This window comes from Bacillus sp. FSL K6-2944 (assembly GCF_038005385.1).
GTDB classification, from domain to species: domain Bacteria; phylum Bacillota; class Bacilli; order Bacillales; family Bacillaceae_G; genus Bacillus_A; species Bacillus_A cereus.
Map to the genome: position 1 here is coordinate 2,743,969 of NZ_JBBOTE010000001.1, position 26,036 is coordinate 2,770,004.

Consider the following 26,036-nt stretch of genomic DNA (forward strand, 5'->3'; position numbering starts at 1 on the left):
GTATTTTACACAGCTCTTTTTTTATTTTAGTGATCTAATTCAATAAGTAAATCACCCGTTTGAATCGCATCACCATCGTTAACATATACTTTCTTCACTTTACCATTGAACGGCGCTTGAACTGTCGTTTCCATTTTCATCGCTTCTGTAATTGCCATAGAATCGCCTTTTTTCACTTCATCGCCTTCTTTTACAACTACTTTAATTACCGTTCCTGGCATCGTTGCACTAATATGATTTGGATTCTCACGGTTTCCTTTCACACGTTGTGCAACTGTTGCTTTTACACTCTCGTCTTTCACGATAATTTCACGTGGTTGACCGTTAAATTCCAAGTAAAGGACACGATTTCCATCCGGCTGAGGTTCTCCAATTGATACTAGTTTAACCATCAATGTTTTACCCTGTTCAATTTCTACATCAATTTCTTCACCTAGTCTCATACCATAGAAGAACGTCGGTGTATCAAGTACAGATACATTTCCATAAAGCTCAGCAACTTTTTCATAATCCATAAATACTTTTGGATATAAAGCATATGCAACTACATCAAAAATCGTTACTTCGCGTCCAAGTTTATGGAATAATTCTTCTTTTAACGCTTCGAAATCTACTGGCTCTAGTAATTCACCTGGTCTTACTGTTAATGGCTCTTTCCCTTTTAAAATAATCTTTTGTAATTCTTTCGGGAAACCACCGTACGGTTGACCTAAATCACCAGAGAACATTTCAACAACAGATCCTGGGAAGTCCATAGCATGTCCACGCTCTAAAACATCTTGTTCTGTCAGATGGTTTTGAACCATAAATAATGCCATATCACCAACAACTTTTGATGATGGCGTTACTTTTACAATATCTCCAAACATGTCATTCACACGGCGGTACATTACTTTCACTTCATCGAAGCGATCTCCTAAACCAACCGCCTTCGCTTGTTGCTGAAGATTACTATACTGCCCACCCGGCATTTCATGCATATATACCTCTGTATGAGGCGCATTCATACCACTTTCAAACGGTGCATAGTATTTGCGTACATCTTCCCAATAATGAGATAGTTTTTCTAAAGAATCTATATTAACATCTGGTTGTCTTTCGTTTCCACCTAATGCATAGTATAGCGTGTTCGCACTTGGTTGTGACGTTTGACCAGCCATAGAACTCACTGCTACATCGACGATATCAACACCCGCTTCAATTGCCTTCGTATACGTTAATATACCATTTCCACTCGTATCGTGCGTATGCAGGTGAATCGGAATCGACACTGTCTCTTTTAATGCAGAAACTAAATCATATGCTGCATTTGGTTTTAATAAGCCCGCCATATCTTTAATACCTAAAATGTGAGCTCCTGATGCTTCTAACTCTTTTGCTAAATTTTTATAGTAATTTAAATCATATTTACTACGCAGTGGATCATGGATATCCCCTGTGTAGCACATTGTTGCTTCTGCAATTTTACCAGTGTCTCGTACAGCGTCAATTGCAACTCTCATGCCTTCCACCCAGTTTAAGCTATCAAAAATACGGAATACATCAATGCCTGCTTGAGCAGAACATTCCACAAATTTTTGAATTAAATTATCTGGATAGTTTTTGTATCCAACTGCGTTTGAAGAACGAAGTAACATTTGGAATAAAACGTTCGGCATTTTTTCACGAAGATCTAGTAATCGTTCCCATGGATCTTCTTTTAAGAAACGATACGCAACATCAAACGTTGCACCGCCCCACATTTCCGCTGAGAATAGGTTCGGTAACATTCTCGCTGTTGGCTCCGCAATTTGATGTAAATCTTTTGTACGAATACGAGTTGCAAGTAATGACTGGTGTGCATCACGGAATGTTGTATCCGTTAAAAGTACACGTTTTTGATCCTGTACCCATTTTACTAATCCGTCTGCTCCACGCTCGTCCAAAATTTGTTTCGTTCCATTTTGGATTGGCTCTGAATGTTTTAAACATGGAATACGAGCATCTGGGAATATTGGTTTTTCTTTTTTACCTACTCCTGGGAAACCATTTACTGTTACTGTACCAATGTAATTTAACATTTTCGTTCCACGGTCTTTACGTTTCGGGAACAAGAACAATTCAGGTGACGCATCGATAAATGAAGTATCATATTCTCCTGATAAGAAGTTTTTATGTTTTACTACATTCTCTAGGAATGGAATATTTGTTTTAATACCACGAATACGGAATTCTTTTAAGTTACGTTCCATTTTTGCAGCAGCTTGCTCAAAAGTAAGTGCCCAAGTTGTAACTTTTACAAGTAAAGAATCGTAGTACGGTGTAATAACTGCACCTTGGAAGCTATTTCCTGTATCAAGACGTACACCAAAACCACCGCCTGATCGATACGCCATAATTTTTCCTGTATCCGGCATAAAATTATTTAGCGGATCTTCAGTTGTTACACGAGATTGAATTGCAAATCCATGTACAACTACTTCCTCTTGCTTCGGAACACCTACCATTTTGCTATGTAATGAATGTCCATCAGCTATTAAAATTTGTGATTGAACAATATCTACTCCCGTAATCATTTCTGTAATCGTATGTTCTACTTGAACACGTGGATTTACTTCAATAAAGTAAAACTCATCATCTTTTACAAGGAATTCTACTGTTCCTGCATTTAAATAATTTACATTTTTCGTTAACTTCACAGCAGCATCACAAATACGCTGACGCAGATCATCTGAAAGTGATACACTCGGTGCAATTTCTACAACTTTTTGATGACGACGTTGTACAGAACAGTCACGCTCGTATAAATGAACAACATTGCCTTCTTCATCTGCTAAAATTTGTACTTCTATATGTTTAGGTTTTTCAACGAATTTTTCGACGTAAACTTCATCATTACCAAAGGCTGCTTTCGCTTCTGATTTCGCTCGATTATATGATTCTCCTAATTCCTCACTAGTACGCACAATACGCATACCACGACCGCCACCCCCAAGGGATGCTTTAATAATAATCGGGTAATCATACTTTTCAGCAAATTTTTCGACTTCTTCTAATGAATTTACTGGACCATCACTACCAGGTATAACTGGAATTTGTGCTAGCTGCGCTTGTGTTCTTGCTTTCACTTTATCTCCAAACATATCTAAATGCTTACTTTTCGGACCGATAAAGATAATTCCTTCTTCTTCACAACGTTTAGCGAATTGAATATTTTCTGACAAGAAACCATATCCAGGGTGGATTGCATCTACATGATTACTTTTTGCAATCTCAATAATGCCTTCAATATCTAGATAAGCATCAATTGGTTTTTTTCCTTCCCCAACTAAATAGGACTCATCGGCTTTATAGCGATGATAAGAACCACTATCCTCTTTAGAATAGATTGCAACTGTTTTTAATCCAAGTTCCGAACAAGCTCGAAACACACGAATTGCAATCTCTCCACGGTTAGCTACCAATACTTTTTGAATACGTTGCAGCTTTGTCATGATTTTCCCCCTCTACTTTCCTACCACTCTAGAGATAAAATATATACACACCTTAAAAAGCGTGAAGTTCTTCACTTTCCACATTATATTATACTTAGAAAGCTTCACTTTATTTTTATCCATCATACCTTATTTTTTAACAAATGATAAGTTTTCTGTGCAATTTGTTTCACAAAAATAGTATAGCATACCTCTTCCTTTTCTAACAACTTAATTGTATATCATATTAAACTAAATGTGATATATTGTTTAACCGAAAGATATATTAATACATCACATTTAAAACTACTTAAAAATAAAAACACATCATGCTCTAAAGCACAATGTGTTTTTATTTTACAACTACAAGATGTGGTCCATTTTGTTCTTTTTCTTTCATTAATCCATTCTGTTGTTTCTCTTGTCGTTTCACGTGACTAGCAATATTGAGTAGTATCCCCATCGCAAGTAGATTAGCTAATAAAGAACTACCACCGTAACTGACAAACGGTAATGGTACTCCGGTAAGTGGTATTACTCCAGACATACCACCAACATTAATAAACGTTTGAACTCCAAACAAGCTTGCAATTCCGATAGCTATTAAACTTCCAAATGGATCTGTACACTTTTGTGCGACTCTAAATGATCGAATAATTATAAGCAATAAACAAATCAAAATGATTGCTACGCCTATAAAACCAAGTTCTTCCGATATAATTGCCATAATAAAATCCGTTTGTGGTTCTGGTAAATAACCATACTTTTGCACACTATTTCCTAATCCCCTACCATTAAGCCCTCCAGAAGCAATTCCAATAAATGAATTCACCAATTGGAATCCATCCTTTTGAGGATCATTAAACGGATCAAGGAAAACAGAAAAACGTGCCTTTTGATATGGATTTAATGCATAATTGCCAAGAAGATATAGTGCCGGAATCCATACTATAGAAGTTAAAGCAATTCGTTTAATCCATAAGTTAACCTGTACTCCCGAACAAAGGAACATAATTCCTACTGTTCCTGCAATTAACAAATCAGTACCTAAATCATTTTGCTTTAATATTAAAAACATGATTATACCAACACCAATGAGTACTGGACCTGACCCTTTGAAAACAGGTGTATTCGTTTCTTGTCTTTTCGCAAAAAAATGAGCTAATATGAGGATAACCGTTATCTTTACAAATTCCGCAGGCTGTATTCCAAATATCCATCCGTTTGCACCGTTTACTGACTTAGTGAAAAAGGCAGCTGCAGCTAATAAAGCAACACTAGCACCGTAACTCCCCAACAAAAAAATTCGTTTTCTCCAAACTTTATATGGGATAGTAGCAATAATTATTAATACTATTGTCCCAACAACTAAAGTAATTAATTGTCTTTTAAAAAAGAAATTTGCTGGTTTATCAAATCGCGAAATCGCAACAATGGAACTAGAACTATATACCATTATTACTCCCAGCACACATAAGATAACAAGAGGAAGTAACAATGAATAATCCATTGATTTCCATACTTTTTTCATTTCATTTCCTCTTTCTGTTTCAATTTAATTATTGTTGTATTCCATATGTACATTGATTCTTCCTGCTTTATTATACAAATAAAAAGCTCAAACTAATTTAGTTTGAGCCCCCTTATTTGAACCCGTTATTGTTGTTTGTTTGTAAATGCTTCATGAAGTGCAGATAACTCACGTTCGAGCTCACCTAACATTGCTTTCCCTTGTTCTTCTGCAATAAGACCAAGGCGAACTGCAAAATCGACCTCGCGGGATAGTCCAAACATTTGTGTGTCTAACACTTCTTCATATAATGGACATTGCGGCATTGTAAGATGGTCCATTTGCACCTTAATAAGTCTTAAAATCTTCTCTGCATCCGCTTGTAGAAGGGCTAGTGCCTTTTCCTGATGATTTGCTACTGTCTCAGACGCCAAATTGATTCCCTCCGTTTCCGTCCTACTCTCCTCTATCCTATCTATTAATATTAGCGATAGTTTTAATAAATTGCAATAGAAACATTTTTTGTGACAACAGTGTCTAATACTATTATACTGAAAAGTGGGAGTATAACACAAATGGGGGAACAACAATGAGCGAAATTTTATTTATTAACGGAAAAGTACGTTTTCCAATCACTATTGATCCAACTGTTTGGATCTTTGATGATCGAAAAGTAGATTTGACAACTTACTTTGATGAAACTAGAGAAAACACGTCTGAACTAGAAACTTATTTAAAAAACACTTCAGAACATTGGGATCGCGAAATCCGTGATGGTGCCGCTTTTCCTCCAATACAACAAAGTGTGAAGAAATATAAAAAAGAACAGCTGATTACTGGAACATTTGGTATACCATTTCATCCATTCCTTGCTAACGCTGAAATTTTAGAGGACGCTACGCAAGTTGAAATTGAAACGGTAGATCATACAATGACACTTCCATTAGAAACTGTCAAAAATGCTATACTAGGCTTTTCAAAAGAAGGAAAACCATTAAAAGAAGACGGGCCTGTTCATCTCTATTTCAACGATGGATCTAATCAACAAAATCCAATCCGTAACATCCGTAAATTTACAATTATTTAAAGAAAAGGAGTGAGCTTAAGCTCACTCCTTTTTACAATAAATCTGCTGCTAGTTGAGCTAAATTAGATCGCTCCCCTTTAACAAACTTCACATGACCACTAATACGCTGTTCTTTAAACTTCTCTACAACATACGTTAAGCCATTATTATATTCATCTAAATATGGGTGATCAATTTGCTGAGGATCTCCCATCAATACAATCTTACTCTTTTCCCCTACCCTAGTTAATATCGTCTTCACTTCATGCTTTGTTAAATTTTGTGCTTCGTCAATGATAATGAACTGATCTGGAATACTTCTCCCGCGTATATAAGTAAGGGCTTCTACTTCAATCGAACCCATTCCAGCTAAAATAGCATCTAACTCTCCTGGCTTTTTCGTATTAAATAAATACTCTAGGTTATCAAAAATTGGCTGCATCCATGGTCTTAATTTTTCTTCTTTTTCTCCTGGTAAATAACCGATATCTTTTCCGACTGGAACAATTGGTCTTGCCACAAGTAATTTTTTATATAACCCTAAGTCTTCTGTTTGCATAAGTCCCGAAGCTAACGCAAGTAACGTTTTTCCTGTGCCGGCTTTCCCCGTTAACGTTACAAGCGGAATATCTTCACGAAGCAACAATTCTAATCCCATAATTTGCTGCACGTTTCGTGGTCGTATCCCCCACACTTGTTCATTGTGAAAAATAAGTTTCTTTACCTTCTTCCCTAAGTGATCCACAATGCCAAGCGCAGAACTAGAGCCCCCTAATGCATCTTTCATTACTACAAATTGATTTGGGTAAAAAGGATGATTCGCAATTTCAGATAGAGGCAATTCACCTTTCTCATAAAAATAATCCAATTGTTCTTTTGATATATATCCTTCTAAAAAACCAGAATATATATTTTCTACTTCAATTACGCGATCACTTAAATAATCTTCAGCCTTCAAACCAATTGCATCAGCTTTTACCCTTACGAGTACATCTTTACTTACTAAAATAACAGACTTCCCGTCCTCTTTTTCCTGTTCTTCTAAAGATAGATTTTTTGCTACAGCTAAAATTCGATTATCATTTGTTTTTTCTACAAAAATATCTTGTAGTTGCACAAATGAACGATGGTTCAATTCAATACGAAATGTTCCGCCGTTTTCTAGCGGGATACTTTCATGCAGCTTTCCTATTTCACGAAATTTATCTATTAACTTAGATACATAACGAGCGTTTCTTCCTACTTCATCCATATAACGTTTTTTCGAATCAACCTCTTCTAATACAACTGCTGGAATCACTACTTCATTGGTTTCAAATGAAAAAATAGATAAAGGATCCTGCAAAAGTACATTCGTATCTAACACATAAATTTTATCCAACCTGTTACCCCCTGACTCCACTTTTAAATTTGTAGAACAAGGGTTTCATCCATAAAATATGGACGAACCATTGTTATAATTATATGTACCGTGTAAACGAGGTAGAATCGAAAATCATAGTCATTAAACCTTTTATTTATTCTTTATTCATTTCTATTCAATATATTACTTTTTATTATAATTATTAACGTTAAATCACAATAACCGACTACAAAAGTGAATAAACGAATTTCTTATTTAGCATCTTTATAATTCTCTTATCCCTACTAACACTTCGTTATCCAGCTTTTTCGCTGCCCGAAGATCATATGTTTTTTCATATGTTGGTTCAATTGCAAGTTTCGCTCCATAAAACATAACATCACGCACTTCTTGCACCTTTACTTCTATTACAGTTAATTTTAGAGAAATACCTTCCATTCTATCTGTCAAAATTTCACCTGCACCACTTATAGAAAATACGGATTCATTCGCCATTATAGTCAATACCACACCTGTATTATGACGTATATTTTCCACAATACGTGAACGTTGATCTACTGCAAATCGAATACTAGTTTCACTCACTGCATACACCCAAGAAATAGCACTTACGTTAGGAACTTGTTTTTCGAAATCTGTCGTTGCTATCATAACAATACACTCTTTACGCAACGTTTGTACTAAATCCTCTGTTAAGGTAGGCTCTACTACATTCGCCATATTTTCACCTCCAAATATACTTGGTATACCCTTATCATAACTTATTTTTTGAATTGCGAAAATATTATTTTTTCCCACTATTATTCAAAAACATTATACTTCCATGATATACTTATACTGATAGAATTCGTATTGAGGTGACGAAATGAGAGTCAAATGTATGATTTGTGATAAAAAAGATATGTTAGATGATGAAAATCCTATGGCAAAAAAACTGCGTAATCGCCCTATTCATACATATATGTGCATGGAATGTTCGGAACGAATTGCAGAGCGTACAATGGAACGTCATGCAAGTGGTAATTTCCGATTATATCGTGATAAAAAAATCGAAGATGATTGGTAAAATGTAAATAAGTCCTTACTCATATAGATAAGGACTTATTTATATTTTTCTGGTTCACGATTCATCTGATCCAAAAAACAATCAATGGCTTCTAACGGAAACCTTGCAGATTTCCGTTCTCCATTTATTTCATATGTAATTAAATACATTTCCTCGTTCTTTTCGACTTCCACATTTCTTAATTTATGTTCTTCATATACCATATTTTGAAATAACAAATATGTTTCTTTTGCAGCACTATCATCTGGACGTGCTTCCGCAACTGTTTTAATTGTTAACCAATTATATAGTGCATCTTGTACTGAACGCATGAAAACTCCCCTTTCTTATCCTGCTTTTTGTTGTTTCGCTTGACGCAAACGCAGTCTATAAATTCCAAGTACAATTGCCGCTACAACAAGTCCTTCTCCAACAGGTAAAAACACAGCAAAAAAGGTTAATACTGTGCATCCAATTGCTAATGATATGTATATCACAATATTTTTTAGTACAGACAACTTTCTAGCAAACCCTAAATTATAAACGAGAGCACTTAATATAATAATCGTCCCATAAAGTAACCACATTCCTAACTCTGGATTTTCATCTACCTTACACAATTTTGCAAAAAAAGACATCCTTTCTAACACACTCTTCCCCCCCTAGCAGTAAAATGCAATTTTCTTTATACACTTAATACAAGAGTAACTCGCAAAAAAAATACTGTCCACAAAAAAGAGTAAATATTCTAAAAAATAAACAAAATAAAAAAACAACGCCCTTTATAAAGGGCGTTGTTTTTTTATTTTTACGCTTCAACAGATTTCTTTTTCTTAGCAGCTCTTTCGCGCTCACTCTTATCAAGAATCTTTTTACGTAGACGAATTGATTCTGGAGTTACTTCACAGAACTCGTCATCGTTTAAGTACTCTAATGATTCTTCTAAAGTCATTAGGCGTGGTTTCTTCATTGTTGAAGTTTGATCTTTCGTCGCAGAACGAATGTTAGTTTGTTGTTTCATTTTCACAACGTTAACTGTTAAGTCGTTCTCACGAGTGTGTTCTCCGACAATCATACCAGCATATACTTCTGTACCTGGTTCAACGAAGATTACACCACGGTCTTCAACTTGCATAATACCGTATTGTGATGCTTTTCCTGTTTCAAGTGAAACTAGAACACCTTGGCGACGTCCACCAACTTGTCCAGCGTGTACTGGTTGGTAGCAATCGAATGTATGGTTTAAAATACCGTAACCACGAGTTAATGTTAAGAATTCTGTTGTGTAACCAATTAAACCACGTGCTGGAACCATGAAAGTAAGACGAACTTGACCGTTTCCGTTATTCACCATATCTAACATTTCACCTTTACGTGCACCCATAGATTCCATAATAGAACCAGTGTATTCTTCAGGTACATCGATTTGTACGCGCTCTACAGGCTCACATCTTACGCCATCAACTTCTTTAATGATTACTTCTGGCTTAGATACTTGTAATTCATAACCTTCACGACGCATGTTTTCAATTAAGATAGATAAATGTAGTTCCCCACGTCCAGATACGATCCACGCATCAGGAGAATCTGTATTATCTACACGTAAACTTACATCTGTTTCTAATTGTGAACGAAGACGCTCTTCAATTTTACGAGATGTAATGTATTTACCTTCACGACCTGCAAATGGGCTGTTATTTACAAGGAACGTCATTTGTAGTGTTGGCTCATCAATACGTAATAATGGTAACGCATCTTGATGTTCAACTGGACATACTGTTTCACCTACATTAATGTCTTCCATACCAGAAACGGCTACTAAGTCCCCTGCTTTTGCTTCTTCAATTTCTTGACGTTTTAATCCCATGTAACCGAATAATTTCGTTACGCGGAATTGCTTCACGCTTCCGTCTACTTTCATTAAAGCAACTTGTTGTCCAACCTTCATTGTACCGCGGAATACGCGACCAACTCCAATACGTCCAACGTAGTCGTTGTAATCAAGAAGTGCTACTTGGAATTGAAGTGGCTCTTCGCTGTTATCAATTGGTGCTGGAATATGTTCGATAATTGTATCGAATAATGATTTCATATTCTCTTCTTGATTTGCTGGATTTGAATCTAAGCTTGCTGTTCCGTTCATTGCTGATGCAAATACAACTGGGAACTCTAATTGATCTTCGTTTGCACCAAGCTCAATGAATAAGTCGATTACTTCATCAACTACTTCATCTGGACGAGCGAAGTCACGGTCAATTTTGTTTACAACTACGATTGGAGTTAAGTTTTGCTCAAGAGCTTTCTTTAAAACAAATCGTGTTTGTGGCATACAACCTTCATATGCATCAACAACAAGTAAAACACCATCAACCATTTTCATGATACGTTCTACTTCTCCACCGAAGTCAGCGTGACCAGGTGTATCTAAAATGTTAATTCTTTTATCTTCATAGTGAATCGCTGTATTTTTCGCTAAAATTGTAATACCGCGTTCTCTTTCTAGATCATTTGAATCCATTGCGCGTTCTTCAACGTGTTCGTTCGCACGGAAAGTCCCCGCTTGACGTAATAACTGGTCAACAAGTGTTGTTTTACCATGGTCAACGTGGGCAATAATTGCTATATTACGTAAATCTTGTCGTTTTTTCAACATGTCCAACTCCTAATGTCTTTTTAATCCTTCTCTATTATAAGAGCGAAGGGGATACAATAGCAATTAAAATAAAAGCAAGAATGAAAATATAGTTGTATTCTTACTTTTGTGAAAGTAAAATGAGATTGGAGGGTGAAGAAATGGAACACATTCAATATCGCTTTTTATTAACTGCAATTATCGGTGTTATTTTCTTAATCGGTATCGGCATTATGATTGCTGAAAATAGTCCAATCGGTATTATTATTTGCATTATCGGCACATTTGTTACAGTTGGATACGGTTTTGTAACAAAAAGAAAAATGCGCAAATCACAATAACGCTAAAAAGTAAGAAGCTTATACACAGCCTCTTACTTTTTTTGTTGCTCTCATATAAACGATAACACTTCTTCATACACTCCTGGTTTTGCAACTAACACACTGCTCTTCTCTATGATAGAAAGTGGCGCTCCAGAGAATGTCGTCACCTTACCTCCAACTTCTTCTACAATTATCTGCCCTCCGCCAAAATCCCATGGTGATAATCTCGGCGTTACATATGCATCTATTCTTCCTGTTGCAACGTATACCATCTCTAATGCTGCACAGCCATATGACCTTGTGCCCCTTGCTTTCTTAACAAGTGCCATCATACTTTCCATATTAAGCAATGGATTATCTGTAAGCCATATCGCATTTAAAGCTACAATACCTTGCTCTACAGTTCCTTTTTCCAATGGAGGAATTGATATATCATTACAAAAAGCTCCAGATCCCTTGACTGCATGATATAGTTCATCATGCACTGGATCATATATAAGTCCAATCTTTCCGATACCGTTCTCATAAATCCCAATTGAAATTGCAAAATTTCTTTTTTGATGAACAAAGTTCATCGTGCCGTCAATTGGATCAATTAACCAAACAACCCCGTCAGAAGACGTTATCTCGTCTCCATAACCCTCTTCTCCTAAAATATTATGATTCGGGAATGTTTCTTTAATTTTCCCAATTAAAAACTGTTCTATCTCTCGGTCCATATTTGTAACTAAGTCAGCTGCATTTGATTTTGTTTCTATAATAAGTGCTTTTTTCATTGATGCCATTAAATGCTCTCCTGCATCCCGAATCCACCGTTTGGCGTGTGCATCGATGTCTTTCCATACTTCTTGCATGTTTAAACACTCCGATCTATACTGTTCACAGAAAAAACGAACCCTTTATAAGGTTCGCACCAACTAATTTTTTATACATATACTATTATTACGCTTCTAAACGAATCATTTCAAGTCTTAACACTTCTAACTTTTGTACACACTCTTCTTTTTTCTGGTTATCATCTTCCATCATCGCATCATATAAAGTTGCTAATTCATAATCTAGCTCCAAACGTAGCACCGGTATTCTCTTTTCAGCATCTGTTCTCTTTAACGCATTAATCACCTGTCTCATATTATTTGCCTCCTCCCAATATTCGTCTGCCCTCGGACTAGAATTAATTCAATTTTCTGATTTTTTGTTTTATACTATACTATGTTGGATAAATCATCTATGCAACAAAATTATATTTTTTTATTTAAATTTTTTTGTGCTGTTTTTTTTATGAATAGTACAAGCTATGCTAAAATAAAAGCAAAATAGGAGTTGGAGGAACAATCATGACAATACAAACATTCAAATCAACTGATTTTGATGTCTTTACAGTTGATGGTCTCGAAGAACGAATGAGTGCAATTAAAACGAACATTCATCCTAAGCTAGAAGCTTTAGGGGAACAATTTGCAGAATACTTATCCAAACAAACTGATGAGAACTTTTTTTATCATGTTGCAAAACACGCACGCCGCAAAGTCAATCCACCAAACGATACTTGGGTTGCTTTTTCAACAAATAAACGAGGATATAAAATGCTACCGCATTTCCAAATCGGCTTATGGGGTACTCATGCCTTCATATACTTTGGTTTAATCTATGAGTGTCCACAAAAAGTTGAGACGGCTCATGCCTTCTTAGAACATTTAAATGATTTAAAAACAAATATTCCAAATGACTTCGTTTGGTCCATTGACCATACTAAACCAAGTGTGAAATTACATAAAACACTTGAAACCGAAGACTTACAAAAGATGATTGAACGATTAGCTACTGTAAAAAAAGCAGAATTATTAGTTGGTATTCATATATCACCAGAGGAGTTTTCAGCAATGACCAACGAACAATTCCTTGCTAAGATTGAATCTACGATGCAATCACTCCTTCCTTTATATGCACTTTGTAATCGATAGTAGAAAACGGACAATTTATATTGTCCGTTTTTAGTTGTTATCACATTATATCACTTCAGTTTTTATTTTTCAAAATATTTTTTACATTTTTACAAGCTTTTGTTCTTCGACTTCTTTTGCCCTTTGAATAGCACGATATATAGAGTATCCACTTACCTCTTGAAATTCTTTATCAATTTTCTTTTCTTCTGCTTTCGATGGAACAATCTCTTTAAAACGACGATATAAACCCATTAACTCTTCTCTTATAATTCCTTTTTCATAAGCTTTCTCAATCGCTTCATAAAACTTCACCATTGTAACCATTTCCTCATTTGACCAATCATAATCTAACGGATATTGATATTCCATTTTGCACCTCATTTATCATTTCTTCTTGTTTCATTATGCTATCTTAAAGAGAATATTTTATTCTTCATTATAGCCACTCTGCATTATACACTATTTATTCATTTTAATGGAATTGTCTTCCTCTATTCATTAGTTGAGGCTAACTATTAAACATACTCACCTTAAAAAGATTTTTTTCTATACATCTATAATTATTGGTGATATAATGCTTTTGTTTTATAGAAAATAAAGTGAAGCTACCATCTCAAAAACGATTTTTTGAATGGCAGAAAAACAAGCCTTATTCTAAAAAGGGCTACACTTTTTTAGAGCAGGATTATATAAAACAAATTACACTAAATATTATGAAGAAGAAGGGGTGTATAGATTGTCCCAATACGAAACACCATTGTTTACCGCTTTAGTTGAGCACAGTAAGCGAAATCCAATTCAATTCCATATTCCTGGTCATAAAAAAGGACAGGGCATGGATCCTACATTTCGCGAATTTATTGGGCATAATGCATTAGCAATTGATTTAATTAATATTGCGCCACTCGATGATTTACATCATCCAAAAGGTATGATTAAAGAAGCACAAGATTTAGCAGCAGCCGCATTCGGTGCAGATCATACTTTCTTTTCTATTCAAGGTACAAGTGGCGCTATTATGACAATGGTGATGAGCGTTTGCGGTCCTGGTGACAAAATCCTAGTACCACGAAACGTGCATAAATCAGTAATGTCAGCTATTATTTTCTCAGGGGCAAAACCGATTTTCATGCATCCTGAAATCGATCCGAAGCTCGGTATTTCTCATGGAATCACAATTCAATCTGTCAAAAAAGCACTTGAAGAGCACTCAGATGCAAAGGGCTTACTTGTTATTAACCCAACGTACTTTGGATTTGCTGCAGACTTAGAACAGATTGTACAATTAGCACATTCTTATGACATCCCTGTACTAGTCGACGAAGCTCATGGTGTTCATATTCATTTTCACGATGAATTACCTATGTCAGCGATGCAAGCTGGTGCGGATATGGCAGCAACAAGTGTTCACAAATTAGGAGGCTCTTTAACTCAAAGTTCTATTCTTAATGTGAAAGAAGGCTTAGTGAATGTAAAGCATGTCCAATCTATTATTAGCATGCTTACAACCACATCAACTTCTTACATCTTGTTAGCATCCCTTGATGTTGCGAGAAAACGTCTTGCTACAGAAGGAACAGCACTCATAGAACAAACAATACAATTAGCTGAGCATGTTCGTGATGCTATAAATTCTATTGAGCATCTTTACTGTCCTGGAAAAGAAATGTTAGGTACAGATGCTACCTTTAACTATGATCCTACAAAGATAATTGTATCTGTAAAAGATTTAGGTATTACCGGCCACCAAGCTGAAGTATGGCTTAGAGAGCAATATAACATTGAAGTAGAACTCTCAGATCTATACAACATACTATGTCTTATCACTTTGGGAGATACAGAAAGTGATACAAATACACTTATTGCAGCATTACAAGATTTAGCAGCAACATTTAGAAATAGGGCAGATAAAGGTGTTCAAGTACAAGTAGAGATTCCAGAAATTCCAGTGCTAGCACTTTCTCCTCGAGATGCTTTTTATTCGGAAACAGAAGTCATTCCATTTGAAAATGCAGCGGGTCGTATTATAGCTGATTTTGTTATGGTTTATCCACCAGGGATTCCAATCTTTACTCCGGGGGAAATTATTACACAAGAAAACTTAGAGTATATTCGTAAAAACTTAGAAGCAGGTTTACCTGTACAAGGTCCTGAAGATATGACATTACAAACATTACGTGTTATTAAAGAGTACAAGCCTATCAGTTGATAGGCTTTTTTTTCACCTTTTTTCCTTTTCTTCATACGATACTTAAGAATGTAACGTATAGGTGGGGATACTATTATGATTGTAATAGGCCGTTCTATTGTACATCCTTATATTACAAATGAATACGAGCCATTTGCAGCAGAGAAACAACAAATTTTATCAATAATGGCAGGAAATCAAGAAGTTTATTCCTTCCGAACAGCTGATGAACTCAGCTTTGATCTCAATTTACGAGTTAATATTATTATCTCTGCACTAGAGCTTTTTCAAAGTGGATTTCAGTTTCGTACATTTCAGCAATCCTTTTGCAACCCCCAGTATTGGAAAAGAACGTCTCTTGGAGGATTCGAGCTTCTTCCAAACATACCACCTTCTATTGCCATACAGGATATTTTCAAAAACGGAAAACTATATGGAACTGAATGCGCAACCGCTATGATCATTATTTTTTATAAAGCTTTACTATCATTGTATGAGGAAGAAACTTTCAATCGTCTATTTGCAAACCTTTTACTTTATACATGGGACTACGACCAAGATCTAAGGCTCATAACAAAAAACGGTGGCGATCTTGTTCCAGGTGACCTCGTTTACTTTAAAAACCCACAAGTAAATCCAGCTACGATTGAATGGCAAGGAGAAAATACAATCTATTTAGGAAATTTCTTTTTTTACGGGCATGGCGTAGGTGTAAAAACAAAAGAAGAAATTATTTATTCATTAAATGAACGACGAGTCCCTTACGCTTTTATTTCAGCTTTCTTGACCGATACTATTACCCGTATCGATAGTCGTATAATGAGCCAATACGCTTCTTCTAGTACACCACAGACCTCCATAAGCTTTATTCCGATTAGGGATGATGCAATCGTTGCAACAGTTGGTCATACAACTACAATTTATTAAAAAAGCGCCTACACATGTAGGCGCTTTTTCTTATTATTAAGCTTTTGTATGTTCTTTATGGTCACATTCGCAATGAGATCCACATTTCCCGTATAGTACTGTTGATTTTTCATCTTCAAAATGTCCAATTGTTCCTTCACACACTTGGCATACGATTGTTCCCATTTTCATTTCCCCCTGAGTTTCAATAGTAATCTATTTATTTATCATTAAGCTTTCGCATTATCTTTTCTAGCACAGTCACAATTTGTTCCGCATTTTCCGTAAAGTACCGTCGTTTTCTCATCTTCAAAATGTCCGATTGTTCCTTCACATACTTGGCATACGATTGTTCCCATTTTTCATTTCCCCCTAAGTTTATGGTCCTAAAAACTTTTAGCTGTCCATTTCCTATCAATTATTGGGCTTTTGTATGCTCTGTGTGATCACATCCGCAAGATCCACATTTCCCGTAAAGTACCGTTACTTTCTCATCTTCGAAGTGTGCAATTGTACCTTCACAATCTTGACATACGATTGTTCCCATTTTTCATTTCCCCCTAAGTTTATAATCCCAAAAACTTTTTTGTAACCGCTTAACTTTCTGTCTTCATTTTAATATGTTATACTTTTTACGTCAATAGGTTTTTAGTATAACACATTAAATATTTTCAATTTAAATTAGTATGCGATATTCAAATAAAAAACAGCCATATTTATAAGTACGACTGTTTCACATTAATTATTCTTCATATTCCGCATGTAAAGAAGTTGACGGAACTAGAAATTTGAAAAACTGAGCTAACTCCTTTGCTTCCTCTTCTGATCCTAATTTAAAAATCTCCTGTATATATTGAACATTCTCTACATCATCTCGTCCAAGTAAAGTAGACCTTCCTGTTTGCATACAAACAATGAGCGGCTTTCCAAAAAACATATTTGTATAAATAACACCAAAATCATAACGTGTATCATGTGTCATAAACCCTAAAAATCGTACCTTCACACTTTCATGCTCATCATACAATTTTTCAAACATTGGTTTCCACCTTTCTACATCACGTTTCATTAATAGTATATTAAACAAAACATGTAATACTCCTTTTAATTGTCAAAAAATTCAGTAGGATGTAGAATGATAGTATTCTACTAAGTTAGGGGGAACTTATATGCAACACGCCTTTATTACGCTTGTACCGAAATCCAACCAACAATCAGTTTCAATAGATGATATAAAACAACTTTTTCATTATTATAAAGCAGTTACTTCTAAAACTGGTGCCCAAATTAATTACACGTATACAAATACCGCTTTTCCTTATGAAATTTTAGATACATCTACAACAACATTAAAACTTCAATCCAATCACGACCGGTATGACTCAATTTATATTGGTGTTGGTATAGAAAATGAACAATCTTTCATCCAAGTTTCTTTACCACCTAATGCAACATTTGGTGACAAAGGGAAAGCAAATGAATTTTGCCGTTTTTTAGCGAAGAAATTAGAGGGAGAGTTACAATTATTTAATGGAAGAACAATGTATTTTTATAAACGCTAATTTAAAAAATAGATAATATGATTAAAAATAATATACAATTCGAACATGTAAGAAATAAAGCTTGCTTTCTTACGTGCAATACAAAATATGCTATTACATAGGCTAAATATAGAAATACGAAAAAAAGAATAACTTTATAATGAAACTTATCACCATTCGATAATGTTAATACAGTGGAAAAGCCACTCCATAGTAGTAAATGATAAAATATAACATGTAATATTTTCATGGAACCTTCTCCTTTGACATGCTCTATTTTATTAATATATGGGGGTACGTTTGAATCAATTACATATTATAGGATGATATATATTACCTTTGAAGTAAGTTAAGCCGGAATCATTTGTTAAAGTATTATATATTCATTCGACAAGTACGTTTAAAGACCTTGCAAGTCATTTGATGAAAATAAAAATAGCCCCTCTCTTACAATAAGAGAAGGGCTATTTACATTACTTAAATTATTTTACAATGTGAATTGGCATTCCAAGAGCAACTTCAGCTGCTTCCATTGTGATTTCACCTAATGTTGGGTGAGCATGGATTGTTTGAGCGATATCTTCAGCTGTCATTCCAGCTTCGATAGCTAAACCAATCTCAGAGATAATATCAGAAGCACCTGCACCTGCAACTTGAGCACCTACAAGAAGACCATCTTCTTTACGTGTTACAAGTTGTAAGAAACCGTCAGTGCTGTTTAATGATAATGCACGACCGTTAGCAGCGAATGGGAACTTAGATACAGTTACAGTCATTCCAGCTTCTTCAGCTTGTTTTTTAGTGTAACCAACAGATGCTAATTCTGGATCAGTGAAGCATACTGCAGGAATTCCGATGTAATCGATAGCTGATGCATGGCCACTAATTGCTTCTACAGCTACTTTACCTTCGTAAGAAGCTTTGTGAGCTAATGGTGGTCCAGGAACGATATCACCGATTGCATAGATGTTTGGTACATTTGTACGACATTGCTCATCGATTTCGATGATGCCGCGGTCAGTCATTTTAACTCCAACCTGCTCAAGACCGATTTCTTGAGTGTTTGGACGACGACCTACAGTTACTAATACGTAATCTGCTTCTACAGTTTGGATTTCACCTTTAACTTCAAAGCTAACTTTTACGCCAGTTTCTGTTTCTTCAACGCCTTTAGCCATAGCTTTTGTATGGATATTTACGTTACCTTTTTTCTGTAGAGCACGTTTAACAACAGAGCTCATAGCTTTTTCGAAACCAGCTAAGATTTCGTCGCCAGCTTCTACTACAGTAACTTCTGTACCGAAGTTAGCATATGCAGTACCTAATTCCATACCGATGTAACCGCCGCCGATTACAACAAGTTTTTTAGGAATTTCAGGTAAGCTTAAAGCACCTGTAGAGTTGATAACACGTTTAGAGTATTTGAATCCTGGAATTTCGATTGGTGTAGAACCAGTTGCAAGAACAGCATTTTTAAACGTATAAGTTTGAGCTGCATCTTCAGTCATAACGCGTAATGTATTAGCATCTACGAAGTAAGCTTCACCGCGAATGATTTCAACTTTGTTACCTTTAAGAAGGCCTTCAACACCGCCAGTTAATTTCTTAACTACGCCGTTTTTCCATTCTTGAACTTTTGTAAAGTCAACTTTTACGTTTTCTGCAGTAATACCCATGTCATCAGAATGCATTGCATTCTCATAACGATGACCTGCATTGATTAACGCTTTTGAAGGAATACATCCAACGTTTAAGCATACGCCACCAAGGTTAGCTTTTTCAATGATTGCTACCTTTTGACCTAATTGTGCTGCACGAATTGCCGCAACGTATCCACCAGGACCTGCACCAACAACGACTGTATCTAATTCAATTGGGAAATCTCCTACTACCATTGTTATTACGCCTCCATTACTAATAATTGTGGGTCATTCAATAGACGTTTAATTTGGTTTAACGCTTTTTGAGCAGTTGCACCGTCAATTAAACGATGGTCAAAGCTTAGAGATAATGCTAATACTGGAGCTGCAACGATCTCACCGTTTTTCACAACTGGTTTTTCAGCGATACGGCCGATACCAAGGATTGCTACTTCTGGGTGGTTGATAACTGGAGTGAACCATTGTCCACCTGCAGAACCAATGTTTGTAATTGTGCAAGAAGCACCTTTCATTTCAGCTGGAGCTAGACGACCTTCACGTGCTTTACCAGCAAGATCATTGATCTCGTTAGAGATTGTGAAGATAGACTTACGATCTGTATCTTTAACAACTGGTACTAATAGACCTTTGTCTGTATCAGCTGCGATACCGATATTGAAGTAATGTTTATGAACTACTTCTTGAGATGCATCGTCTAAAGAAGTGTTTAACATTGGGTATTCACGTAATGCAGATGTTAAAGCTTTAACAACGTACGGAAGGTAAGTTAATTTAATACCTTTGTCAGCTGCTACTGCTTTGAACTTCTTACGGTGAGCAACAAGTTCTGTTACATCTACTTCGTCCATTAATGTTACGTGAGGAGCTGTGTGTTTAGAGTTAACCATTGCTTTCGCAATCGCTTTACGGATACCACTCATTTTCTCACGAGTTTCTGGATATTCACCAGCTGGGATTGGTTGTGCTTTTGGTGCTTCTTCTTTCGCTGCTGCTGGAGTAGCTTCTACTGCTGCTGGAGCCTCAGTTGCTGCTACAGTTTGTCCACCATTTGCAAATGCATCGATGTCAGCTTTTACGATACGGCCATTCTTACCAGTACCAGCTACTTTATGAATGTCTACACCTTTTTCACGAGCGTATTTACGAACAGATGGCATAGCGATTACGCGCTCATTTACTACTTCTGCAGTTGCTGCTGGAGTAGCTTCCGCTGCTGGAGCTTCTACTGCTGCTTCTTCAGCTTTTGGAGCTTCATCATGATCGTCACCTTTAAATTTAAGGTTTTCGTATCCAGGAGCATCAAATTTAATTAATGTATCTCCTACGATTGCAACTGTTCCTTCTTCTACAAGTACTTCAAGTACTTTACCTTTAACAGGAGAAGGGATTTCTACTACTGCTTTATCATTTTGTACTTCAAGAAGTACATCGTCTTCGTTTACTTCATCGCCTGGTTTAATAAACCATTTTACGATTTCACCTTCGTGGATACCTTCACCGATATCTGGTAGTTTAAATTCAAATGCCACGGAATTCAGCCCCCTGATTCATTTCATTATTATGGAATATGTACAAAAGAAACCAGCATGTGCTGATTTCTTTTGCACATGAAAAGCTAAAAATTAGAAGTTCATTACTTTGTTTACAGCTTCAACAATATCTTTGTGGTTTGGTAACCATACGCTCTCTGCTTGAGAGAATGGGAATACTGTATCAGCAGCTGCAACACGTACAACTGGAGCTTCTAAGTTTAAGATTGCACGGTCGTTAATTTCCGCTACAACGTTAGCTGCAATACCAGCTTGTTTTTGAGCTTCTTGAACTACAACTACGCGACCTGTTTTTTCAACAGAAGCGATGATTGTTTCGATATCTAATGGTTGAACTGTACGTAAGTCAACAACCTCTAAAGAGATACCTTCTTTTTCAAGTTCTTCAGCAGCTTTTAATGCAGCGTGAACCATAGCACCGTAAGCGATAACAGATACATCTGTACCTTCACGTTTGATATCAGCTTTACCTAAATCAATTGTGTAATCACCTTCTGGTACCTCTTGACGGAATGAACGGTACAATTTCATATGCTCTAAGTAGATAACTGGATCGTTGTCACGAATCGCAGAGATTAAAAGACCTTTAGCATCGTATGGAGTAGATGGAATAACAACTTTTAGACCAGGTTGTTGAGCCACTAATCCTTCTAAGCTATCAGCATGAAGTTCAGGAGTATGAACACCACCACCGAATGGAGAACGAACTGTTACTGGAGCAGTCCAACGTCCACCAGAACGGTAACGCATACGAGCTAATTGACCAGAAATTGAATCCATTACTTCATAAACGAAACCGAAGAATTGGATTTCTGGAACTGGACGGAATCCTTCAAGTGCAAGACCAACTGCAAGTCCACCAATACCAGACTCTGCAAGTGGAGTATCCATTACACGATCTTCACCAAATTCAGCTTGTAAACCTTCAGTAGCACGGAATACACCGCCGTTTACACCAACGTCTTCACCAAATACAAGTACGTTAGGGTCATTTTTCATTTCAACGCGTAAAGCATCAGTGATTGCTTGAATCATTGTCATTTGAGCCATGGCTTACTTCGACTCCTTTTCTTTGTAGATTTCATATTGTTCAGCTAAGTTGTAAGGCATTTTTTCGTACATGATTTCCATTAAATCAGTTACTTTTTGTTTTGGAGCTTGGTCAGCCTTAGCAATTGCTTGTTTGATATCTTCTTTTGCTTCTTCGATTACTGTCTCTTCAACTTCTTGAGACCATAGGCCTTTAGCTTCTAAGAACTTACGGAAGCGTACGATTGGGTCTTTTTGTTCCCATTCGTTTTCGATATCTTTTGTACGGTAACGAGTTGGGTCATCACCAGCCATTGTATGTGGACCGTAACGGAATGTTAAAGTCTCGATTAAAGTAGGGCCTTCGCCATTTACTGCGCGCTCACGAGCGAAAGCAGTTGCTGCGTATACAGCTAATGGATCCATACCGTCTACTTGAATTCCGTAAATACCTGCTGCTACTGCTTTTTGTGCTACAGTTTTAGCTGCAGATTGCTTTTCTACTGGAGTAGAGATTGCATAACGGTTGTTTTGAACAACGAAGATTGCTGGAGCTTTGAATGCACCTGCAAAGTTCATACCTTCGTAGAAGTCACCTTGTGAAGCACCACCGTCACCAGTGTAAGTAATTGCAACAGATTTTTTACCACGTAGTTTCATACCTAACGCAACACCAGCAGTTTGGATGATTTGCGCACCGATAATGATCTGTGGAGCTAATGCATTTACATTCTCAGGCATTTGGTTACCCATGAAGTGTCCACGAGAGAATAAGAATGCTTGGTATAATGGTAATCCGTGCCATACTAATTGTGGTACATCACGGTATCCTGGTAAGATGAAGTCTTCTGCTTCAAGTGCGAAATGACTTGCTAATTGAGAAGCTTCTTGTCCAGCTGTAGGTGCGTAGAAACCTAAACGTCCTTGACGGTTTAAAGAAATAGAACGTTGATCTAATACGCGAGTATACACCATACGACGCATTAATTCTTTTAATTGATCATCAGATAATTCAGGCATAGCTGCTTCATTCACAACTTCACCGTTTTCATTTAAAATTTGTAATGTTTCAAATTGAGCTGCGATAGCTTTCATTTGCTCATCAACATTAAATAGGGTCTTTTTTGTTTTAGTACCCATTCCGTTCACCTCTTCCTCTCTTGAACCATATTCTGAAACGCTTTCACTGGCTATTTTCCAGTTTAAAAAGCGCAACGATGTAAACCAACATGTTTGTATGTCGGTTGAGAATAATTTTGTGTACCTAACAATCTGTACTAATGTTTTTTCAGAAACATATTAATACAATCTTGATCACGTTTTTTAGTTTACAACTATTCTAATTACGATGTCAATTACTTTGAATACGTTTTTTTATAAATAATATGCAGGTTTCTACTACACAAACGTGTTTTTATTTTTTACATCTGTATTAGTAAGCATTGACCTACTGTTATATTATTCCCTTTTTCACTTATTTTTTCTCTTAGAATAATATGTAAACGATTTAATTCTCTTTAGTTTTTCTCTCTTCGTAACAAAAATATACAAACTACTCTTCCTTTTTTAGGTAAATACCTATACATTTCTACCCTCTCTTCCATACATTATAGTAACCGCAGTATTAGCGGGAAATGATAAAGGAGGTCATCTCATGTACGGATACTCATATTGCTATCCAACTTGTTCATATCCTTCCTACGGTTATGGCGGTTCTTGTGGCGGGTCTGGACGCGGCTTCGCCTTAATCGTTGTGTTGTTTATTCTTTTAATTATCGTTGGTGCTGCTTGCATTCGCTAATTGTAAAACGAAACAACTATGGAAAGAAAAAGACGGCTTTGCCGTCTTTTTCTGTTTACCACATACATAACTACTCTATAATAGAACGATTTCCAAAATGCCTTCCCTTTCTTGCCGATGACTTTTTCCATCTCCTTTGGTAGACTAAAGAGGAAAGGAGAGATTACATATGCTTACAATGAAAGATGTTATTCGCGAAGGAGATCCTATTTTGCGCAACGTTGCAGAAGAGGTGTCCTTACCGGCAAGCGAAGAAGATACAACTACCTTAAAAGAAATGATTGAATTCGTAATAAATAGCCAAGATCCTGAAATGGCTGAAAAATATAGTTTACGCCCTGGAATCGGATTAGCGGCTCCGCAAATCGGTGTTTCAAAAAAAATGATTGCAGTTCATGTAACCGATGCGGATGGTACATTATATAGCCATGCATTATTCAATCCAAAAATCATTAGCCATTCTGTTGAACGTACATATTTACAGGGTGGTGAAGGCTGTCTATCTGTAGACCGCGAAGTACCTGGTTATGTTCCTCGTTATACAAGAATTACAGTAAAAGCAACTTCTATTAACGGAGAAGAAGTAAAATTACGTTTAAAAGGTTTACCAGCAATCGTATTTCAGCACGAGATTGACCATTTAAATGGCGTTATGTTCTATGACCATATCAATAAAGAAAATCCTTTTGCCGCTCCTGATGATTCCAAACCTCTAGAGCGATAATAATAAAAAGGTGGAAGTTAATCTTCCGCCTTTTTATTATGAAATGGGTTCCATATTCACTTATAGCAATCCAGCCCACTTTAGTCCATGATATATACCGTCTTCATTAACATCCTTTGTCACATGATTTGCAAGTTTTTTCAAGTCTTCATGGCCATTTCCCATCACAATACCTGTGCCAACGGCTTCGATCATTTCTAAATCATTTAAGCCATCTCCAAATGCATACACTTGATCACGATTAAAACCTAACTTTTCAATGTATTTCTCAATTCCTTTTGCCTTAGAACCACCATTCGGAATGATATCCATTGAATATGCATGCCAACGAATAAAATGAAAATCTGGATAATGATTAATAAACTTTTCCTCTTCATTTACTTCACAAAAAAGTAGTGTTTGATAAATATTACGTTCCTCATAAAAATTAGGCTCATATGCTGGATGCTCAAAGTTTAAGCTTCCAAAGCCTTCTTTCACATAATCATGATATTCCACTGATGCTCTCATATCTTGATGGTCAAGATATACAAGTGGATATCCTTCTTGTTTTGCAAACTGAGTAAACTTATGTAAAGCATCTGGATGTAACGGATTATTAAATATTACCTCATCTTCAAAGACAACATATTGTCCATTAAAACTAACATAATTATGTATATCAAGTTCCTTACGAATATCTTCGAACATAAATGGCGCGCGCCCTGTCGCAATTGCTACATGTACACCTTTTTCTTGTAACTGTTTTACTGCATCTCGTGTAGATTGCGGAATTTTTTTATCATGATCTAATAATGTTCCATCAATATCAAAAAAGACAATTTTATCATTCATTTGTCAAAATCCTTTCTGGCACTCTATATTCCTATTTTGAATATCACTTTTCAAATTCTAAAAAAAAGTATAACATATTAAACATCTGTGAAGAAAGCGTTCCCTTTCTGACCTTATTTGTAAACTTTGCATATATATATTAGTAAAACATGTGGATACTTGTTCGTATGAATTTTCTTTTCCATTCTTCCTCATACTATACCTATAACTAACGGCTACTAATCGTTACTATAGAATAACTTTCACTGTATGGGAAAGGACAAGATTCACCATTCACTTTTGTCCTATCTCTTATATCAGAGATAGAGTTTTCACTAGTAATAGGCATGTTTAAAATAAGGAAAGGAAGGAGTAATCATGCTGAAGAAGCTGAAGAAAAAGCTCAAGCGTTATTTAAATGGTCTAGTCCGTAAAAAGACAGTCGCTTAAATTGTGCCCATTTCGGGCTTTTTCTTCATTCTCATT

General features: G+C 36.1%; 30 protein-coding genes. 9 read left to right on the plus strand and 21 right to left on the minus strand.

The genetic code is table 11. The features are described 5' to 3' along the window. Nucleotides 1-26: 26 nt before the first annotated feature. The 3 genes from pyc to MHH55_RS13770 form a co-directional block, all read right to left on the minus strand. Nucleotides 27-3,473 (minus strand): pyruvate carboxylase, encoded by a 3,447-nt coding sequence (gene pyc, locus MHH55_RS13760; RefSeq protein ID WP_000164087.1) that lies wholly within the window; start codon nt 3,471-3,473, stop codon nt 27-29. 331 nt (nt 3,474-3,804) lie between these two features. After that, nucleotides 3,805-4,983, minus strand: a complete 1,179-nt coding sequence (locus tag MHH55_RS13765; protein WP_000758402.1) for an FtsW/RodA/SpoVE family cell cycle protein — start codon at nt 4,981-4,983, stop codon at nt 3,805-3,807. Nucleotides 4,984-5,108: 125 nt separating this feature from the next. Further along, nucleotides 5,109-5,396, minus strand: coding sequence for a YlaN family protein (locus MHH55_RS13770; RefSeq protein ID WP_000135694.1), 288 nt, complete (start codon nt 5,394-5,396; stop codon nt 5,109-5,111). A 155-nt stretch (nt 5,397-5,551) separates the two neighbouring features. On the opposite strand from MHH55_RS13770, the gene MHH55_RS13775 reads away from it, so the two are divergent. Then, complete coding sequence (locus tag MHH55_RS13775; RefSeq protein WP_001289809.1) at nt 5,552-6,049, plus strand: hypothetical protein; 498 nt, start codon at nt 5,552-5,554, stop codon at nt 6,047-6,049. A gap of 31 nt (nt 6,050-6,080) precedes the next feature. On the opposite strand, the gene MHH55_RS13780 is transcribed toward MHH55_RS13775, so the two are convergent. Further along, entirely contained in the window at nt 6,081-7,409 is a 1,329-nt protein-coding gene (locus tag MHH55_RS13780) for a PhoH family protein (RefSeq protein ID WP_000358083.1), read from the minus strand. A gap of 246 nt (nt 7,410-7,655) precedes the next feature. Then, nucleotides 7,656-8,111: a pyridoxamine 5'-phosphate oxidase family protein gene (locus tag MHH55_RS13785; protein ID WP_000024593.1), complete on the minus strand. Its 456-nt coding sequence runs from the start codon at nt 8,109-8,111 to the stop codon at nt 7,656-7,658. A 145-nt stretch (nt 8,112-8,256) separates the two neighbouring features. Here MHH55_RS13785 and MHH55_RS13790 point away from each other — a divergent pair, with 145 nt between their 5' ends. Then, nucleotides 8,257-8,457 (plus strand): YlaI family protein, encoded by a 201-nt coding sequence (locus MHH55_RS13790; protein WP_002082250.1) that lies wholly within the window; start codon nt 8,257-8,259, stop codon nt 8,455-8,457. 35 nt (nt 8,458-8,492) lie between these two features. Here the strand turns inward: MHH55_RS13790 and MHH55_RS13795 are convergent, their stop codons facing one another. The 3 genes from MHH55_RS13795 to typA all read right to left on the minus strand — a co-directional run bounded on the left by MHH55_RS13795 (nt 8,493) and on the right by typA (nt 11,089). Then, the gene (locus MHH55_RS13795; RefSeq protein WP_001258151.1) at nt 8,493-8,768 is read right to left on the minus strand and encodes a hypothetical protein; all 276 of its coding nucleotides are present in this window, start codon (nt 8,766-8,768) and stop codon (nt 8,493-8,495) included. Nucleotides 8,769-8,783: 15 nt separating this feature from the next. Beyond that, nucleotides 8,784-9,086, minus strand: coding sequence for a YlaH-like family protein (locus tag MHH55_RS13800; protein WP_000893662.1), 303 nt, complete (start codon nt 9,084-9,086; stop codon nt 8,784-8,786). 158 nt (nt 9,087-9,244) lie between these two features. Next, on the minus strand, nt 9,245-11,089 hold the full coding sequence (gene typA / locus MHH55_RS13805) for a translational GTPase TypA (RefSeq protein ID WP_000914762.1): 1,845 nt from the start codon (nt 11,087-11,089) through the stop codon (nt 9,245-9,247). Nucleotides 11,090-11,229: 140 nt separating this feature from the next. On the opposite strand from typA, the gene MHH55_RS13810 reads away from it, so the two are divergent. Beyond that, nucleotides 11,230-11,409 carry a DUF5325 family protein gene (locus tag MHH55_RS13810; protein WP_000400127.1) on the plus strand — a complete coding sequence of 60 codons (180 nt, stop codon included), beginning with the start codon at nt 11,230-11,232 and terminating at the stop codon, nt 11,407-11,409. 50 nt (nt 11,410-11,459) lie between these two features. Here MHH55_RS13810 and MHH55_RS13815 read toward each other — a convergent pair whose 3' ends face one another. Together MHH55_RS13815 and MHH55_RS13820 are read right to left on the minus strand one after the other, a co-directional pair. Further along, nucleotides 11,460-12,245: an inositol monophosphatase family protein gene (locus MHH55_RS13815; protein WP_001158701.1), complete on the minus strand. Its 786-nt coding sequence runs from the start codon at nt 12,243-12,245 to the stop codon at nt 11,460-11,462. A gap of 88 nt (nt 12,246-12,333) precedes the next feature. Beyond that, a complete protein-coding gene (locus MHH55_RS13820; RefSeq protein WP_001250165.1) occupies nt 12,334-12,522 on the minus strand; it encodes a hypothetical protein in 189 nt (62 codons plus the stop codon). A 206-nt stretch (nt 12,523-12,728) separates the two neighbouring features. Between MHH55_RS13820 and MHH55_RS13825 the strand changes: the two genes are divergently transcribed. Next, nucleotides 12,729-13,355: a YktB family protein gene (locus MHH55_RS13825; protein ID WP_000155317.1), complete on the plus strand. Its 627-nt coding sequence runs from the start codon at nt 12,729-12,731 to the stop codon at nt 13,353-13,355. Between the two features lie 81 nt (nt 13,356-13,436). Here MHH55_RS13825 and MHH55_RS13830 read toward each other — a convergent pair whose 3' ends face one another. Continuing rightward, a complete protein-coding gene (locus tag MHH55_RS13830; protein ID WP_000456562.1) occupies nt 13,437-13,706 on the minus strand; it encodes a UPF0223 family protein in 270 nt (89 codons plus the stop codon). A gap of 367 nt (nt 13,707-14,073) precedes the next feature. On the opposite strand from MHH55_RS13830, the gene speA reads away from it, so the two are divergent. Beyond that, on the plus strand, nt 14,074-15,546 hold the full coding sequence (speA, locus tag MHH55_RS13835) for an arginine decarboxylase (protein WP_000084899.1): 1,473 nt from the start codon (nt 14,074-14,076) through the stop codon (nt 15,544-15,546). A 75-nt stretch (nt 15,547-15,621) separates the two neighbouring features. Beyond that, nucleotides 15,622-16,452 carry a protein-glutamine gamma-glutamyltransferase gene (locus tag MHH55_RS13840; RefSeq protein ID WP_000635337.1) on the plus strand — a complete coding sequence of 277 codons (831 nt, stop codon included), beginning with the start codon at nt 15,622-15,624 and terminating at the stop codon, nt 16,450-16,452. A gap of 36 nt (nt 16,453-16,488) precedes the next feature. Here the strand turns inward: MHH55_RS13840 and MHH55_RS13845 are convergent, their stop codons facing one another. The 4 genes from MHH55_RS13845 to MHH55_RS13860 all read right to left on the minus strand — a co-directional run bounded on the left by MHH55_RS13845 (nt 16,489) and on the right by MHH55_RS13860 (nt 17,470). After that, complete coding sequence (locus tag MHH55_RS13845; protein WP_000536796.1) at nt 16,489-16,617, minus strand: GapA-binding peptide SR1P; 129 nt, start codon at nt 16,615-16,617, stop codon at nt 16,489-16,491. A 44-nt stretch (nt 16,618-16,661) separates the two neighbouring features. Further along, complete coding sequence (locus MHH55_RS13850) at nt 16,662-16,790, minus strand: GapA-binding peptide SR1P (protein ID WP_000536803.1); 129 nt, start codon at nt 16,788-16,790, stop codon at nt 16,662-16,664. Nucleotides 16,791-16,849: 59 nt separating this feature from the next. Next, entirely contained in the window at nt 16,850-16,978 is a 129-nt protein-coding gene (locus tag MHH55_RS13855) for a GapA-binding peptide SR1P (RefSeq protein ID WP_000536778.1), read from the minus strand. A 195-nt stretch (nt 16,979-17,173) separates the two neighbouring features. Then, nucleotides 17,174-17,470, minus strand: a complete 297-nt coding sequence (locus tag MHH55_RS13860; protein ID WP_000462038.1) for a DUF3055 domain-containing protein — start codon at nt 17,468-17,470, stop codon at nt 17,174-17,176. Between the two features lie 130 nt (nt 17,471-17,600). On the opposite strand from MHH55_RS13860, the gene MHH55_RS13865 reads away from it, so the two are divergent. Continuing rightward, complete coding sequence (locus MHH55_RS13865) at nt 17,601-17,993, plus strand: DUF1885 family protein (RefSeq protein ID WP_001163291.1); 393 nt, start codon at nt 17,601-17,603, stop codon at nt 17,991-17,993. Between the two features lies 1 nt (nt 17,994). Here MHH55_RS13865 and MHH55_RS13870 read toward each other — a convergent pair whose 3' ends face one another. The 5 genes from MHH55_RS13870 to pdhA form a co-directional block, all read right to left on the minus strand. Next, nucleotides 17,995-18,222, minus strand: a complete 228-nt coding sequence (locus MHH55_RS13870) for a hypothetical protein (RefSeq protein ID WP_000697469.1) — start codon at nt 18,220-18,222, stop codon at nt 17,995-17,997. A gap of 232 nt (nt 18,223-18,454) precedes the next feature. Beyond that, complete coding sequence (lpdA, locus tag MHH55_RS13875; RefSeq protein ID WP_000260104.1) at nt 18,455-19,867, minus strand: dihydrolipoyl dehydrogenase; 1,413 nt, start codon at nt 19,865-19,867, stop codon at nt 18,455-18,457. Between the two features lie 5 nt (nt 19,868-19,872). Beyond that, nucleotides 19,873-21,162 (minus strand): pyruvate dehydrogenase complex dihydrolipoyllysine-residue acetyltransferase, encoded by a 1,290-nt coding sequence (gene pdhC / locus MHH55_RS13880; RefSeq protein WP_000863419.1) that lies wholly within the window; start codon nt 21,160-21,162, stop codon nt 19,873-19,875. 93 nt (nt 21,163-21,255) lie between these two features. After that, nucleotides 21,256-22,233, minus strand: a complete 978-nt coding sequence (gene pdhB, locus MHH55_RS13885; RefSeq protein WP_000068168.1) for a pyruvate dehydrogenase complex E1 component subunit beta — start codon at nt 22,231-22,233, stop codon at nt 21,256-21,258. A gap of 3 nt (nt 22,234-22,236) precedes the next feature. Beyond that, on the minus strand, nt 22,237-23,352 hold the full coding sequence (pdhA, locus tag MHH55_RS13890; protein ID WP_000536895.1) for a pyruvate dehydrogenase E1 component subunit alpha: 1,116 nt from the start codon (nt 23,350-23,352) through the stop codon (nt 22,237-22,239). Nucleotides 23,353-23,866: 514 nt separating this feature from the next. Here pdhA and MHH55_RS13895 point away from each other — a divergent pair. Beyond that, on the plus strand, nt 23,867-24,013 hold the full coding sequence (locus MHH55_RS13895) for a YjcZ family sporulation protein (protein WP_000274562.1): 147 nt from the start codon (nt 23,867-23,869) through the stop codon (nt 24,011-24,013). Nucleotides 24,014-24,182: 169 nt separating this feature from the next. After that, on the plus strand, nt 24,183-24,737 hold the full coding sequence (def, locus tag MHH55_RS13900) for a peptide deformylase (RefSeq protein ID WP_000957048.1): 555 nt from the start codon (nt 24,183-24,185) through the stop codon (nt 24,735-24,737). 60 nt (nt 24,738-24,797) lie between these two features. Here def and MHH55_RS13905 read toward each other — a convergent pair whose 3' ends face one another. Next, complete coding sequence (locus MHH55_RS13905; RefSeq protein WP_000998268.1) at nt 24,798-25,571, minus strand: Cof-type HAD-IIB family hydrolase; 774 nt, start codon at nt 25,569-25,571, stop codon at nt 24,798-24,800. Between the last annotated feature and the right edge of the window lie 465 nt (nt 25,572-26,036).